15 protein-coding genes are annotated in these 15,098 nt (G+C 69.3%); 4 read left to right on the top strand and 11 right to left on the bottom strand.

Features of this window, described 5'->3' with window-relative positions; all coding sequences use genetic code 11:
- Positions 1 to 1,044, top strand: a complete 1,044-nt coding sequence (locus ACH46_RS16410; RefSeq protein WP_062393868.1) for a glucosidase family protein — start codon at positions 1 to 3, stop codon at positions 1,042 to 1,044.
- A gap of 22 nt (positions 1,045 to 1,066) precedes the next feature.
- Here ACH46_RS16410 and ACH46_RS16405 read toward each other — a convergent pair whose 3' ends face one another.
- Positions 1,067 to 3,712, bottom strand: a complete 2,646-nt coding sequence (locus ACH46_RS16405) for an Ig-like domain-containing protein (protein WP_062393867.1) — start codon at positions 3,710 to 3,712, stop codon at positions 1,067 to 1,069.
- A 203-nt stretch (positions 3,713 to 3,915) separates the two neighbouring features.
- Between ACH46_RS16405 and ACH46_RS16400 the strand changes: the two genes are divergently transcribed.
- A complete protein-coding gene (locus tag ACH46_RS16400) occupies positions 3,916 to 4,755 on the top strand; it encodes an LLM class F420-dependent oxidoreductase (protein ID WP_062393866.1) in 840 nt (279 codons plus the stop codon).
- Positions 4,756 to 4,854: 99 nt separating this feature from the next.
- Entirely contained in the window at positions 4,855 to 5,685 is an 831-nt protein-coding gene (locus ACH46_RS16395) for a hypothetical protein (protein ID WP_157851079.1), read from the top strand.
- Between the two features lie 9 nt (positions 5,686 to 5,694).
- On the opposite strand, the gene ACH46_RS16390 is transcribed toward ACH46_RS16395, so the two are convergent.
- Entirely contained in the window at positions 5,695 to 6,354 is a 660-nt protein-coding gene (locus ACH46_RS16390) for a class I SAM-dependent methyltransferase (protein ID WP_062393864.1), read from the bottom strand.
- Between the two features lie 44 nt (positions 6,355 to 6,398).
- On the opposite strand from ACH46_RS16390, the gene ACH46_RS16385 reads away from it, so the two are divergent.
- The gene (locus tag ACH46_RS16385; protein WP_062395547.1) at positions 6,399 to 7,370 is read left to right on the top strand and encodes an NADPH:quinone oxidoreductase family protein; all 972 of its coding nucleotides are present in this window, start codon (positions 6,399 to 6,401) and stop codon (positions 7,368 to 7,370) included.
- 7 nt (positions 7,371 to 7,377) lie between these two features.
- Here the strand turns inward: ACH46_RS16385 and ACH46_RS16380 are convergent, their stop codons facing one another.
- The 9 genes from ACH46_RS16380 to ACH46_RS16340 all read right to left on the bottom strand — a co-directional run bounded on the left by ACH46_RS16380 (position 7,378) and on the right by ACH46_RS16340 (position 15,052).
- Entirely contained in the window at positions 7,378 to 7,971 is a 594-nt protein-coding gene (locus ACH46_RS16380) for a hypothetical protein (RefSeq protein WP_157851078.1), read from the bottom strand.
- Positions 7,972 to 7,990: 19 nt separating this feature from the next.
- The gene (locus tag ACH46_RS16375) at positions 7,991 to 8,569 is read right to left on the bottom strand and encodes a hypothetical protein (RefSeq protein ID WP_157851077.1); all 579 of its coding nucleotides are present in this window, start codon (positions 8,567 to 8,569) and stop codon (positions 7,991 to 7,993) included.
- A 72-nt stretch (positions 8,570 to 8,641) separates the two neighbouring features.
- A complete protein-coding gene (locus tag ACH46_RS16370; protein WP_082399931.1) occupies positions 8,642 to 9,619 on the bottom strand; it encodes a TIGR03617 family F420-dependent LLM class oxidoreductase in 978 nt (325 codons plus the stop codon).
- A 44-nt stretch (positions 9,620 to 9,663) separates the two neighbouring features.
- Entirely contained in the window at positions 9,664 to 10,572 is a 909-nt protein-coding gene (locus ACH46_RS16365; RefSeq protein ID WP_062393860.1) for an amidohydrolase family protein, read from the bottom strand.
- Between the two features lie 76 nt (positions 10,573 to 10,648).
- Complete coding sequence (locus tag ACH46_RS16360; RefSeq protein WP_062393859.1) at positions 10,649 to 11,320, bottom strand: PaaI family thioesterase; 672 nt, start codon at positions 11,318 to 11,320, stop codon at positions 10,649 to 10,651.
- A 48-nt stretch (positions 11,321 to 11,368) separates the two neighbouring features.
- Positions 11,369 to 11,758, bottom strand: a complete 390-nt coding sequence (locus ACH46_RS16355) for a carboxymuconolactone decarboxylase family protein (protein WP_062393858.1) — start codon at positions 11,756 to 11,758, stop codon at positions 11,369 to 11,371.
- On the bottom strand, positions 11,755 to 12,624 hold the full coding sequence (locus tag ACH46_RS16350) for an NAD(P)-dependent oxidoreductase (protein WP_062393857.1): 870 nt from the start codon (positions 12,622 to 12,624) through the stop codon (positions 11,755 to 11,757). Before ACH46_RS16350 ends, ACH46_RS16355 begins: the two co-directional genes overlap by 4 nt.
- Positions 12,621 to 13,352: an SDR family oxidoreductase gene (locus ACH46_RS16345; RefSeq protein WP_062393856.1), complete on the bottom strand. Its 732-nt coding sequence runs from the start codon at positions 13,350 to 13,352 to the stop codon at positions 12,621 to 12,623. Before ACH46_RS16345 ends, ACH46_RS16350 begins: the two co-directional genes overlap by 4 nt.
- A 218-nt stretch (positions 13,353 to 13,570) precedes the next feature.
- Complete coding sequence (locus ACH46_RS16340) at positions 13,571 to 15,052, bottom strand: aldehyde dehydrogenase (protein ID WP_062393855.1); 1,482 nt, start codon at positions 15,050 to 15,052, stop codon at positions 13,571 to 13,573.
- Positions 15,053 to 15,098 lie beyond the last annotated feature (46 nt).

The following is a 15,098-nucleotide window of genomic DNA, read 5'->3' as shown; positions in this document are numbered from 1 at the left end:
GTGCCGGTTCCGTCGATCTCCGGCGTCCTGACCCGCGCCCAGGTCCGAGCGACGGGCGCGGCGATCGCCGGCATGCAGGAGTCCGAAGGGGCACTGCCGTGGTTCCCCGGCGGCAAGACCGATCCGTGGGACCACGTCGAATCGGCGATGGCGCTGACCGCCGCGGGATTCGTCGACGAGGCCCGCGCCGCCTACGAGTGGTCGGCGCGCACCCAGCGGGCCGACGGCTCGTGGCCGATGGAACTGCGAGGCGGGGCGGTCGTCGATCCCGGCGTCGACAGCAACTTCTGCGCCTACGTCGCGGTCGGCGTCCGACACCACCATCTGATCACCGGCGACGAGGCCTTCCTCTGGAGCATGTGGCCCACGGTCCGCGCGGCACTCGACCGCGTGCTGATGTTTCAACGCGACGACGGCGCCTTCCGCTGGGCCGCCGACTTCGCGACCGGCTCGATGTTCGACGACGCCCTCGTCACCGGCAACGCCAGCATCTACTCGTCACTCTGCTGCGGCCTCGCACTCGCCGACGCGGTGGGCGCGGAGATGCCGCGCTGGGAGCGGGCTCGCGCGGACCTCGCCGCGGCGTTCACGCAGGCCGACGACGTCTTCCGTCCGCCCGGCGAGCACTCGATGGACTGGTACTACCCGGTCCTCGGCGGCGTGCTGCGCGGCGACGCCGGTCGCGCGGCCATCGACGCCCAGTGGGATCGCTTCGTCGTCCCCGGGCTCGGCATCCGCTGCGTCGGCCACCGACCGTGGGTCACGGGTGCGGAGACCAGCGAGCTCGCGTTGGCGCTCGACGCCCTCGGCGACACCGACCGCGCAGCGACGCTGGTGGAGTCCATCCAGCACCTCCGCGATCCCGACGGCTCGTACTGGACCGGGCTGGTCTACGACGACGGGAAGCGCTGGCCCGTGGAACGCAGCTGCTGGACGTCCGCCGCGGTGATCCTGGCCGCCGACGCGATCAGCCGCGCGACGCCGGCCGGTGGACTGTTCGCCGACCTGGACGACCGCCGGATCGCGGTGAGTGAGCCGGTGTGAGGCCGCTTCGCTCGGGGACGACTCAGACGGCGACCGGCGCGAGCGGGGCCGTCGCGGTCGGGCGGAGCAAGGTGATCGGACCGCTTCGGTTGGTATCGGGGTCGACCGCGGCGAACACGTCTGCGATGCGGATGATCGCTCTGTCGGTGAGACTGCCCGAGGCCTGCAGCGTACTGGTGGTCGTGGCGCCGTCGGCGTCGACGTAGGTGATGGTCGCGACGGTCGGATCGGTGGCGTCGACGGTGGCCAACCACACGCGGCCGTCGTCGGTGACGCCCTTGCCCAGCACCGTTCCGGTGACAGTCACCTCGGGGCTCGGCTGACCGGTCTCCGGACGATAGGCGACGACCTGGGTGGTGGACTCGCCCTCGTTCAACAGGTAGACGGACTGCCCGTCGCTGCCGATCAGCGCATCGGTCGCTTGCATCGAGACACCGGCGGGTGTGGTGTCAGGGATGAGCACAAAGACCGTGACGGTGTCGCCGGCCTGTGACACCAGGAAGGGCACCGGGCCGTCGGCGGACACCGCGTTGCTCGTGTTCCCGCGCGTGATGATGGTCCAGCTTCGGATCTGTCGACCATCCTGGTCCACGTGTGCAATCCGGATCGACTCGACATCGTCGACCATGGCGAACCCGGTGCCGTCGGGTGCTTCGTCGTAGGCCGCGTGGCCGGGATGACCACTCCCGCTCAGGACGATCTGCGGGTTCGAAGGATCGGCGAGGAGGAATCGGACCACTCCATACCACGATTCGTCGGAGTTGGACACCGTGGTGATCAGTGCGGTTCCACCCTGGGTGATGGCGGCGGACGAGTAGGTATCGTGGTCGACTCCGCGAGAGTAGAAGCTGCTCTGGCCGGTATCGAGGTCGATGACCGCGACGCCTCGCTCGCGTCCCTGGTACATCGCGTAGACCGCGTACCGGTCGCTGTCGGTCGGCAGTGGCATCATTCCCCCGAGACCCCTTGCCGGATCGGGAAGAGTCACCGTCCGCGTGTCGCCGGTTGCGCGGTCGAAGATCGTCACGACATTCAGATTGTCGGACCAGTAGATGTGGTCGGCCGTGCTCCCGATCCTGCTCGAAGCAGCGTCGATGTCCAAGGTGAACTCGTCAGACGGCAACACCTCGGGAGCCACCTCTGCGACGGTGTCGGTGCCGTCGGCGTGCCCGTGGACGATGGTGAAGGGGTCGGTGACCGCGTCGTCGGTGTCACCGGCGGTCCAGCGCTGCCACGGCGAGGGGGTGTAGGTGAAGGCGCCGGTGTATGCGCCATCCTGGTCGGTGGCGAAGACGACGGTCGCACCCGAGTCGAGCACGTACGTGTCCGGGGCGCTCGAAGTGACGCCGTCGACCGAGTAGATGTCGCCGTCCGCGTGAGTGCCGGAGACACCGGTGACAGTTCCGTCCGCAGCGGGCGGCGACAGGGTCCACGGGGCGACCGGTGCGACGATCGAGACAGTGACGTCGGTGTCGTGCGGAGAGTCACCGGTGAACAGCGCCCACAGGCTCTCGAGACCGTGGAAATGCGGGCCGGAATCGCGGTCGCTGATGCGGACGACGAACGCGTCGTCGGTCGGTGTTCCGGTGGAGGTGTAGACGAAGCTGCCGTCGTCGGAGACCGTCACGGTGCCGTGGTCCGGGCCGTCGACGACGGTATACGTGAGGCGGTCGCCGTCGGCGTCGGTGCCGGTGATCGTGCCTGTGGTCTTCGGGCCGGTCGCGACGACGACCGGGGGTTCGCCGATCGCGGGCGACTGGTTGAAGAAGACGTGCTCGGGACGCCACGCGAACCACAGCATGCCGAGTGAGAACAGCGGAGCCGGGCCGTTGCCGGTTCCCGGTGTCGTCGAAGCGGCGGGCAGGCCGAACATCGTGCGCACTGTGCCTGCGATGCCGTCCACGACGGGCGGCAGTTCGACGGGCGGCGCCGTTGATGTTGCAGGCGGATCGGCGACGGGACCGCTGTACGCGTGCCCGATCGCGGGCGGATTCTTACTGGTCAGGAAGGCGGTGGTCGGGGTGGTCGGCGTGGTCGAGGGGATATCGGCGGTCTTGTCGCCGGTGGTCTTAGCATGGGTGTCGTCGGATTCTGAAACAGTGACCGATTCGATGGTCACGTCGTTCGACGAGGTCGGCGAGGTGCTTTGGCCGAACGGGTCGGTGACGTCCGTCGGACTGTTGCCCGAGTCGGGGAGCGGTAGAGAGTCGCCCGACTGGGCCTCGGGAGTCTCCGTGGCGTCGCCAGTGCTGCCGTCCGAGACCACGGAAGGGGGTGACTGCGGTGGAGCCGTGGCTGGTCGATCCTCGGGCGGGGTCGGGGTTGGGGTCGGGGATTCGTCGTCGGAATCGGACGCGCCTGACGTCTCCGATGCCGTCGTGTCCGGACCCGTTGCGTCCGGCCCGGTCGCGGTTGGGTCTGGGTCGTTCGGGACGGTGATCTGGGGCGGGTTCGTCGACGTGTCGTCGGCGAGTGGAGCGCTGTCGGCTTGGGTGGAGTCGCCGTGCGTGGATTCGGGCGGCGGGGTTGATTCGGTCTGTTCCGTCGCGGTCGGCGGGTCCGCCGGCGGCGTGTCGGCGCCGGCCTGGCCGGTACCGATCGACAGCGCGACAGCACCGCCGATCGCGGCGGCCAGCAGTCGGGCGCGGGACTGATTCGTCAGGTTCATGGCTGGCTCCTGGCCTCGTGATCGGTGAGGATCAGGGTTCCGTGGAAACCAGCGACGGTCGTCACCGTCACTACCTGCTTTTCGTCGGAGCACTACCTGATGCCGATTCTGAACTAGAACAGGTTCCAATTCGTCTTCTCGGCTCGTAGACTGTTGTCCAGTCTGGCGTCCAGATCGAGGCGCTGCGAGCCTCGGAGGCACCTGTGGATTTCGGTATCGTGCAGTTCACCAGCGACCGCGGGCTGCGTGCCCAGCACCTGGCGCCGCTGATCGAGGAGGCGGGCTTCGCCGCCTACTACGTACCCGAGCACAGTCACATCCCCACCAAACGGGAGGCCGCGCACCCGCGCACCGGGGACGAGACGCTGCCCGACGAGCGCTACACGCGAACCCTCGATCCGTGGACATCGCTCGCCGCGGCGGCAGCGGTCACGTCCAGGATCGAACTGTCGACGGCCGTCGCGCTGCCGGTGCAGTCCGATCCGCTCACGCTCGCCAAGACCATCGCCACCCTCGACCACCTCTCCGAAGGCCGCCTGAGCCTCGGTGTCGGCTTCGGCTGGAACCTCGACGAACTGGCCGACCATCACGTGCCCGCGGGACGCCGTCGGACCATGCTGCGCGAGTACCTCGAGGCCATGCGCGCGCTCTGGACGCAGGAGGAAGCCGAGTATCACGGCGAGTTCGTCGACTTCGGGCCCAGCTGGGCGTGGCCGAAGCCGTCGCGGACCATCGCCGTCAACGTCGGTGCCGCTGGCACGGAGAAGAACTTCAAGTGGATCACGCGCAGCGCCGACGGCTGGATCACCACGCCCGGTGAGGCCGACATCGAGGCGTCGGTCGCGCTGCTCCAGCAGATCTGGTCCGACGCGGGGCGCGATGGTGCGCCGCAGATCGTCGCCCTCGACGTGCGGCCCGACGCCGACCGGCTGGCCCGCTGGGAGGAGATCGGCGTGACCCGAGTCCTGTACGGACTCCCCGACAAGGACGTCGACACCGCGCGGGCGTACCTGGGGAAGCTGGCGGGCAAGCTGACTCTCTGAGGCCCGGAAGTGGACGTCCCCGGGACGTCTCGCTGCGGAGTCTGTCGAACAGATGAAGGGGGTTTCCGGTTCGGACCCGAAGGCGATAGCGTCCCGAAGGTGACTACATCCGGACCCCAGGGACCGCCGTTCGGCCGTTTCCCCGACGCCGACCGACCCGTGCCGCCCGCCGGCTGGCAGCCGCCGATGCCCCCGCCCGTCTACCCGCCGCGATCCCAGCAGTTGGCCCCTCAGCCCGGACCCCTGCAGCCCGGACCACCGCAGCCGCTGCACGACTTCACCGGCACGATCGAGCTCAAGTGCATCCTGACATCGGACAGGGAACTGCGTCGCGGTCTTCCACTGTTCCTCTTCACCTGGGTGTTCGCATCGCTGGTCGCGTCGGTCATCGTCGGGATGATGCTGCCGAACCCGGCCGTCTACTTCCCGATCGGCATCGCCATCGGCGCCCTGATCGCCCTGCTGATGCGGTGGCGCCTGAAGGCCCGGCTCGACCGGACGTATGGCGAGCTGCAGCGCCTGCAGCTCTCACCGGCCGGGCTGCGTCGCACCGACGGAAATCTCTCGACCGAGATGGCGTGGTCGCAGATCGATCGGATCGAGACGATGAACTCCGCGCTGCCGTCGGCCGGGGCCAATGTGGCGCGCACCGGTGCCGCCGGGGCGGCGGCCAACGCGGCGATCGCGGCGTCGCAGCGTCGGGTTGCGGCGGGCATCGTCGGCCGCGCACGACTGACGCCGCTGCCTGGTGCTCACCGCAAGCAGCTCCAGGCTCAGGACCGGCTCTCCGGCGGTCGCCTGGCCCGCGGCGAGGCCCACATCGCGCCTCAGGGACTGATCTTCCCCTCCGAGTTCGAGGAGGACTGGATGTCGGGAACGGTCGGCGCGTGGCTGCGCCACTACCGGCCCGACTTGAACGTGGGTGCCTGACGCGACCGGTTACCCGACGCGGGTGAGCACTCGCAGGGAACCGTGTACGGACGCCTCGACGAACCGTCCCGAGTCGAGGGCCTGCCGGTAGATCTCGTACGGCGGCCGACCGCCGTCCGCCGGATTCGGGAAGACGTCGTGGATGAGCAGTGCGCCGCCGGGGCGCACCCAGCGCGACCAGCCGTCGTAGTCGTTCTGCGCCGCCTCCATCGAGTGGCCGCCGTCGATGAAGACGAAGTCCACCTCGCGGCCCCACACCCGCGCGGCGGCGGTCGACGGCGCCACCAGACCGAGGACTGTCGACTCCAACTGCGCGTCGAACATCGTGCGCCGGAAGCGCGCGGCGGTGTCGAGCAGGCCGCTGTGCGCGTCGACCAGCGCGGTGTCGTGGTACTCCCACCCGGGTTGATGCTCCTCGGAGCCGCGGTGGTGGTCCACCGTCACGATCAGCGCGCCGACCGGCTCGGCGGCCGCTCCGAGGAACACCGTCGACTTGCCGCAGTACGTTCCGATCTCCACGCCGATGCCCACCGAGTCCGGCTGCGACAGGTAGCCCGCCGCAGCGTCGTGCAGGGCGCGGGCCTCGTCGATCGGCATGAATCCGGGGGCCTCGTCGGCGACGCGCAGTCGTGCCTCGGACAGGCCTTGCGAGGGGGAGGTCGATGCCATGAATCGATCGTATAGACACCTGTCCGACGGTTACGGTGGGACGCATGAAAGCACAGGTGATCGTCAGCGAGACCGGCCCCGAAGGGCTGGAGCTGCAAGACATTCCGAACCCCGAGCAGCAGCCCGGGACCTACCTGGTGGACGTCCGCTCGTGCGGCATCTGCTTCCCCGACCTGCTGATGAGCCAGGGCAAGTACCAGCTCCGACCGCCGCTGCCGTTCACGCCGGGTACCGAGGTCGCGGGCGTGGTATCCGCGGCGCCCGAGGGCGGGGCGTTCGCAGTCGGTGACCGCGTGGTGGTCGCGTCGATGCTCGGTGGTTTCGGCGAACAGATCGCCGTCGTCGAACAGCAGCTGTTCCCGCTGCCCGAGGCCCTGACGTTCGACGAGGGTGCCGCCCTCGGCATCAACTTCCAGACCGCCCTGTTCGCGCTGAAGATGCGCGCGAACCTGCAGCCCGGTGAGACCGTCGGAGTCCTCGGCTCGGCCGGTGGCATCGGCGTCGCATCGATCATCGTCGCCAAGGCGCTGGGCGCGAAGGTCGTGGCCGTGGTGCACAGGACAGGCAACGAGGAGATGCTCCGCGGTCTCGGCGCCGACGAGGTGGTGCAGCTGACCGACGGTTGGAAGGACAAGGTCCTCGAACTCACCGGTACCGGCGTCGACGTCTTGATCGACCCCGTCGGCGGTGAGGTCTTCGACGAGGCCCTGCGCGCGGTGGCGCCCGACGGCCGGTTCGTCGTCATCGGCTTCGCGGCAGGCGGCATCCCGACGGTCAAACTGAACCGGGTCCTTTTCCGCAACATCTCGATCGTCGGCGCCGCCTGGGGCGAGTACATCCGCACCCACCCCGACGTTCCGGGGAAGCTGCACGACGACATCGTTCGGCTGGTCGCCGACGGCATGCGTCCGCCGGTCAATCACCTCTACGAGCTGGCGGACCTGCCGCAGGCGCTGACCGACCTGGCCGAGGGGCGGGTGCGCGGCAAGGCTGTCGTGCGGGTGTCGGAGGGGTGATCTCGGTTCACCAGAACTGATACCAGGCGAATCGCGTCGGATCCAGATCGGTGGAGTACAGGATGCGGCGTCGGCCGAGATACACCTGCACCGGGGTGCCGATCGGATATCGGTCTCGGTAGGCGAGGGCCTCGTCGCGGTCGTAGTCGAAGACGGCCATCGTCCGCTTCAATGCCGCGATCTCTCGGGAACTCAGGCGCGGGTCGTCCGGGTCGGTGGGGAACCACACGGTCACGGTGACCGCGATGCGGTCCGGGCCGCGGGGGTTGCAGCGGTGGTCGAGATCTGCGGACCGCACCGTGCCGGGTGACACCCGGCCGGTGCGGGCGAGTCGGCGGCGAAGGGCGGCGGCACAGAATCGGGTCGCGCGGCGATACGCCAAGCCGCCGGTGACGCCGCCGACCAGCCCGCCGAACACCAGCGAGGTGCCGAACAGGCCCCCGTTCGGATGGCCGGACGCCGTCCCGAGCCCGTAGTCGCCCGCGATGCCCACGCCGAAGCCGACGAAGACCGTGACGAGCCAGCCGGCGACGAAGACGACCGCCGCCGTGACCCGTGGCCAACGAGGCTCCACGAATCGGGGCTCGGGACGCTTGGACACGGGCTGAATGTACGCGCACTCACCACGGCTGGAACCACGCGAGCCGCGTCGGGTCCAGGTCGGTGGTGTACAGGATCCGCCGCCGACCCAGGTAGACGCGGACCGCGGTGCCGATCCGGTACCGATCGCGGAAGGCGTCGGACTGTGCGGTGTCACGCGGTCGGAACGTGAAGTACCGCATCAGCGCGGCGTGAGCGCGATCGCTCGGATATGGATTCTTCGGATCGTCGGAGAACCAGACGGTCACCGTCACGACCAGCCGCTCCGGACCGCGCGGCGGCTTCCGAAGGTCCGCGCTGATCTCGTGGACGGTGCCGTCGGAGACCGTGCCGACCGTGCGGAGGCGCCGACGGATCAGGGCTGCGACGCCGAGCGCCGCGAAGTGGCAGAGCAGCATCGCGGCCGCCCCGGCGACGATCCCGAGGAACGGCAGCCAGGTGTGCAGCGCGCTGTCGGAGTCCCCGAAGCCGCGGCCGAACCGGTCGACGGCGTCGCGGGCCAGTACGAACGCGGCGAGGACTGTCAGACCGTACAGGGCCAGCGCCGCGTACGACGGCCACTGCGGCTCGACGAGCACCGGTTTCGCGGGGGTGGGCACGGAATGAAAGGTACGCCGCAGACTTGCGTACGGAAATGTGGCTCCAGGGTCGTTTTCACTACGCAAGTCTCGTCAGTGCCTGCGGATCGCGGCGGCGATCTCCGCGAGCAGATCCGGATCGGCGGTGTACGGGGTGTTGAGGCCCAGCCGGTCGACGAGTCCGCCGTACCGGGAGAGCAATTCGGCGGCTCCCGCATCGACGTCGTCGACCGTCACCGCGATCGCGTCGACGAGGTCGTCGCCGACGAGGCGGGTCATGCCGTTCCAGTCGCCCGACCGCGACAGCTCGTGCAACCGTGGACCGAGGCCGCCGAAGCCCACCGAATCCAAGACCGGGTGGTAGGCGGGCGTCGAGCCGTAGAAGGCGATCTGCTTCCTGACGGCCTCCCGCGCGGTGGCGCGCTCGGCGTCGTCTCGCCCGACGATCACCATGGCGGAGTGGTGGATCGCGGTGAGCGGTCGACCGGTGCGCGCGGCACCCTCCCGCAGCGCGGGGATCGTGGTGCCGCGCAGGAACTCCGGTGGACACAGCGGATGGGAGAGGAAACCGTCGGCCACCTCGCCCGCGACCGCCGTCATGCGCGGACCGACGCCGGCGAGCCAGATCGGCGGCGGACCGAAGCCGTCGACCTCGGTGGCGTCCGGACGGAACAGCGGCGGCATCAGCGTGTGCTGATAGAACTCGCCGCGATGATCCAGACGACCGCCGTGCTCCCAGCTGTTCCAGATGGCGCGGATCGCGGAGACGAGGTCGCGCATGCGGTCGGCGGGCCTGCCCCATGGCATCGAGTAGCGGCGCTCGATGTGCGGCTTGATCTGCGTGCCGAGACCGAGGACGAACCGGCCCCGCGAGTAGGCCTGCAGATCCCAGGCGAGCGTCGCCAGGGTCAGCGGGTTGCGCGCGAAGGCCACCGCGATCGAGGTGCCCAGTCGCACGCGCTCGGTGTGCTCGGCCGCCAGCAGCAGCGGCAGGAACGGGTCGTGCGCGCCCTCGAACGTCCACACGCCGTCGTACCCGACGGCCTCGGCGGCGGCCGCCGCCGCACCCATCTCGCGGAGGTCGCGGACGATGGTCGTGTCGACCCGCACGGGCGTCAGCCGATGCCGAACAGTTTCGCGGCGTTGTCGTGGAACACGCCGCGCAGCCAGTCGTCACCGAAGTCGAGGCGGACGCACGCCGCGAGAGCGTGCTCGTAGCCGTACGGGATGTTCGGGAAGTCGCTGCCGAACAGGATCTTGCCGCCGAGGTCGCGGACTCGGCCGTACAACTCCTTGGGGTACGGCGCGTCCGCCTCGGAGAAGTCGGTGAATGACATCGTGGTGTCCAGGCGGACGTTCTCGTAGCGTTCGGCGAAATCGAGGAAGGCCTCGTACTCGGGGGTGCCCATGTGCGCGATGATCAACGGCAGGGTGGGGAAGCGCTCCAGGAGGGTCGCGATCCGGTCGGGACCGGTGAAGGTGCCGGGTGCGGGACCCGAGCCGCAGTGGATGACGACCGGCACCTGGGCGTCGGCGATCCGGCCCCAGACGTCGTCGAGCAGCGGATCGATCGGCGAGTATTCGCCCACCTGGACGTGGGACTTGAAAACTTTCGCGCCCGCGGAGATCGCGTCGCCGACGTACTCTCCCGCGCCCTCTTCGGGATAGAACGTCGCAGTCTGCAGGCAATCGGGGTGCGCCGCGGCGAACTCGGCGCCCCACGCGTTGAGCCACTGCGCCATGTCGGGCTTGTGCGGGTAGATCATCGACGAGTACCCGCGGACCCCGAAACCGCGCAGCGTCTCGACGCGCGTGTCCTCGTCGGCGCGGTAGGCGATTGGCCACTCGCGGCCGACCAGCGGGCCGGCGGAGTCGAAGTAGGCCCACACCTTGTCCATGACGCGGCGCGGCATGAAATGGGTGTGGACGTCGACCAGGCCGGGGAGGCCCAGCGTCTGCCAGATGTTGCGCACCGCTTCGGCTTCGGCGGCCGAGAAGGGCAACAGGTCATGGTCGTCACACATGACTTCGACGCTACCGGGGCGCGGTTCGAGCGTCCCCGGAACATGCGAACGAGTGATCGCTCGGTCGAGGATGTTCCTACTCGGCCGAGGCCGCCAGCTCGGCGCGCAGACGCTTCAGTTCCTCGTGCCGCGGCATGTTCGCGGGGGAGATCATGATGCCCTCGGCGGTCACGGTAGGCCCCTCGGCATCACTGATCTCGGCGTGCACGAAGAACTTGCGGCCCTCGCTGCCGGTGGTCTCCGCGCGCAGACTCAACGGGCCGAGCGGCGTCGGCCGCAGGTACTTCACCGTCAACGTCCCGGTGAAGCACGGGACGCCCTGGCTCACGCTGACGACCTCGCCGAGCAGCTGGTCCAGGAGCATCGCGGAGATGCCGCCGTGCACCAGCCCCGCCGGCCCCTCGTACGCGGCGCCCAGCACCACCTCGCTGGTGGCGCTGCCGTCGTCGTGATGCTCCACCCGCAGCGGCGGCGCGATCGCGTTGCGCTTGCCGACCGCCGCATTCCCGTACGGCATCCCGTGCAGCTTCCTGGTGAACGGGACTCCGTAGCTGCCCGGCTTCTGATTCCCCCGCAGCGAGGTGACGACGGCGTCGATCTGCTCGCGGGCGGCGATCAGCACGTCGTCGTCCACCTCGGTGCGGATGACCGCGTCGATCAGGTCGCGCACCGAATCGGTGAGCGGTTCGACGACGCTGAGCTCCTGCGCGATCTCGTCGTCGGTCATGTCGGTCAATCGGAAGTCCATGGAGTCACCTTAGGTAGGTCGCAGTCCTGCGACGGGGCGAGTGGGCGATCACTTCCCGGATCGGCGGTGCTTCTTGATCTGCTCGCCGAACATCATCGTCATCTTGGTGCCCATCGGCCATCCGACGTAGTAGCAGAGGAACAGGCCGATCTCGTTGAGCTCCTCCGGGGTCAGCTCCCCGTTGCCGAGGGCGGCGCCCGCCTGGATCTCAGCGATGTCGACCTGCCCGTTCGCGGCCAGCGCGCCGAGCAGCAGCAGTCGGCGGTCGCGGTGGGTGAGGCCCTCGCGGCTCCACACCTCGCCGAAGACCTGGTCGGCGGTGTGCGCGAAGAAGTCGCCGGGGCCGTCGGACATCTCCCAGCCGTACACCTCCGACATCACGCGCAGGCCCTTGCGGCGCTGGTCGGTCATCTCGGGAGCGGTGGTGTCATCGGTCATCGTTCGTCTCCTTGGGAGTCGGTGTGCGGCACACCGAGTCCGGCGGCCAGGTCGGTGCGGGCGCGGCGGCCCAGCGGGAGGTCGACGCCGAGGCTGTCGGCGAGGTCGAGTGCGAGGCTCAGGTCCTTCTCGCCGAGATCGCGGACGTGCGTGAACACGTCGAACCAGAAGTCGTCGGGGGCGATGGCGGCGGTGGTGTCGCGCAGCATGATGGCACCCGCGCCGCCGGTGATGGCGTCGGTGTGGCGGACCACCCGACCCAGCTTCGCGATGTCGATGCCCGCGGCCTCGGCCAGGCGTGCGGCTTCGGCGGTCGCGGTGAAGGAGACGAAGTGCAGCAGGTTGCGGGCCAGCTTCATGCGGGTGCCGTCGCCTGCGTTCGGGCCGGCGTGCACGATCATGTCGCCCGCCGGCGCGAGGGCCGCCTTCGCGCGCTCGTAGGCGCCGCGGTCGCCGCCGATCATGATCGCCAAGCGCCCCTGCTGGGCGCCCGGCGCGCCGCCGGAGATCGGGGCGTCCAGGAGAAGCACATCGTGCTCGGCGCACAGTGCGGCCTGCTCGGACGCGGTCGCCGGGGCGATCGTCGAGTGGACGGCGATCAGGGATCCGGGAGCAAGGTGGGGGATCAGGTCGGCGACGACGTCGCGGACCTGGGCGTCTTCGCGCACGCAGATGCTCACGAGGTCGCTGCGCTGTGCCAGGTCGGCGAGGGTGTCGGCGGCGGTCGCGCCCGCGTCGACCAGGCGGGCGACCGCGTCGTCCGAGACGTCGAAGACGGTCGTCGGCGAGGCCGCGGCGAGGCGGGCGGCCATCGGTCCGCCGATGTTTCCGAGACCGACGTAGCCGAGGCGGAGGGTCTCGCTCATGAGCGGATGACCTGTCCGCCGTCGACGTTGAAGATTTGGCCGGTGATCCACGAGGCCTCGTCGGACAACAGGAACAGGCACATGCCGACCAGGTCGTCCGGCGTCCCCATCCGGCCGAGAGGCAGCTTGGACACCATGTCCTTCACCATCTCGGGCGGGGTGGTGGAGCGGGTGGCCTCGGTGTCGATGGGTCCGGGCGCGATGGCGTTGATGCGGATCCGCTGCCCGCCGAGCTCGACCGCCAGCTGCTGGGTGAGACCGTTGACGCCGACCTTCGCCAGGCCGTAGAAGCCGCTGTACACCCACGCCGCGGTGGACGACTGGTTGACGATGGCGCCGCCGTGCCGCATGTGCTTGTAGCAGGCGCGGGTCACGTTGAGCGCGCCGTCGAGGTTCACGCTCATGAACTTCTTGTAGTAGTCCCACGGGACGGTGGTGAGGAAGTCGAGTTTCATGCCGCCGTAGATGGCGGCGTTGTTGACCAGCGCGTCGATCCGCCCTCGCTCGTCGACCACCGCCTTCGCCAACGCCGCGGCGGAGTCGGGATCGGCGACGTCGGTGTGGCAGTACATGCCGCCGATGGAGTCGGCGACCGCCTGCCCCGCCTCGTCGTTGACGTCGGCGATGACGACGTACGCACCCTCCGCCGCGAGAGCGCGCACATACGCTTCGCCGATGCCTCCGGCGGCACCGGTGACGATGGCTGTCTTGTCTTCGAATTTATTCATGACGATCCTTTCGCTGGGTGGAGGAACGGGAAGGTCGATAGCGGCAAGCCGTCCGTGTAAGCGGGTGGGGGTGCAGCGCTGGAACGAGCGGAGCGACGCGACAGGGGTTGGGCGGGGAGGTTGCGACGAGCTCTCCGCAGTGACGAGGCGCTAGCCGAGGAGCGAGGACTGTCGAGGAGCAACGTCCCCGCCCAACCCCGGGATACGACCCTCAGGACTCACACCGGACGAGCAACTGACTTGATCTCGAGATACTCGGAAAAACCCGCCTCCCCCATTTCGCGCCCGATCCCGCTCTGCTTGTAGCCGCCGAAGGGGACGTCGGCGGAGTACCAGATCCCTCCGTTGACGCTCATCGTTCCGGTGCGGACGCCGTTGACGACGGCGTCGATGCGACCCGGGTCGGTGCCCCACACGGCACCGGAGAGCCCGTAGGGGGAGTCGTTGGCGATGTCGATCGCATCCTGGTCGCCGTCGTGAGGGAGGATCACCAAGACGGGACCGAAGATCTCCTCTTGAGCGACCCGCGAGGAGTTGTCGACGCCCGAGATGAGCGTCGGTTCGATGTAGAACCCCTTCTCCTTGTCTGCCGGTCTGCCGCCGCCGATCTCGATCGTGCCGCCCTCCTCGACGGCGAGCCGCAGGTATCCCTCGACGCGTTCGCGCTGGCGTGCGGAGATCAGCGGGCCGCAGACCGTGCCGGCCTTCGTCGGGTCGTCGGCGGCCAGGCCGGAGAGCGCGTTCCGGGTGGCGGCGACGGCGTCGTCGAACTGCGCGCGCGGGACCACGAGTCGGGTGGTGATGGCGCATCCCTGACCGGCGTGGGTGACGACGGAGAACGCGGCCATGCTGCAGGCGGCGCCGAGGTCAGCGTCGTCGAGCACGATGAACGCCGACTTGCCGCCGAGTTCCAGGAACACCTTCTTGAGGGTCGGTGCGGCGGCGGCCATCACCTTCCGTCCGGTGGCGGTGGAGCCGGTGAACGAGATCAGGTCGACGCGCGGATCGGTGCACAGTTGCTCGCCGAGTCCGTGGTCGGTGGACGTGACGATGTTGACGACACCGGGCGGGAAGTCGGTCTCCTCCGCGATCACCCGGCCGACGAGCGCGGCGCACCACGGGGTGTCGGGTGCGGGCTTCAGGACCACGGTGCAGCCCGCGGCGAGGGCGGGACCGATCTTGGCGAAGTTGATCTGGTGCGGGAAGTTCCACGGCGTGATGGCGCCGACGACGCCGACGGCCTCGGACCGGAGTTCGCGGCGGTTCTTGATGCCCATGGGGCTGGCCTCGCCGAGATCGACGGTCCAGTCGTGGTTCTCGGCCAGGTCGGCGAAGTAGCCGAGGTCGGTGATCGGCCCGATCAACTGCGGGCCGTGGGTGAGGAAGGTGGGGCAGCCGACTTCGGCGACGGTCAACTCGCGGAGTTCTTCGGCGTGGAGCAGGAGGGCGTCGCGCAGTTGACGAAGGCAGCGGGCGCGGAACGCGTGATCGCGGGACCAATCGGTGGCGTCGAAGGCGCGGCGGGCGGCGGCGATCGCCTGATCCATGTCGGCCGCGGTGGCTTCGGCGGCCCGGCCGAGGACCTCTTCGGTGGCGGGGTTGAGAACGTCGAAGGTGCCGCCGGAGCCGGGTATCAGCGTGCCGTCGATGAGGAGCCTGCTGGCGGTGTCGGGGCGGAGCGGAGGGAGGGGTTGAGCCATACTTTGGAACTCCATCTGGACAAGTGTCTGGACTTCGATTCAACGC

Origin of the sequence: Gordonia phthalatica (genome assembly GCF_001305675.1) — a bacterium.
GTDB lineage: Bacteria > Actinomycetota > Actinomycetes > Mycobacteriales > Mycobacteriaceae > Gordonia > Gordonia phthalatica.
The sequence above is the reverse complement of the archived record's forward strand: the minus strand, read 5'-3'. Positions and strand labels throughout refer to the sequence as shown.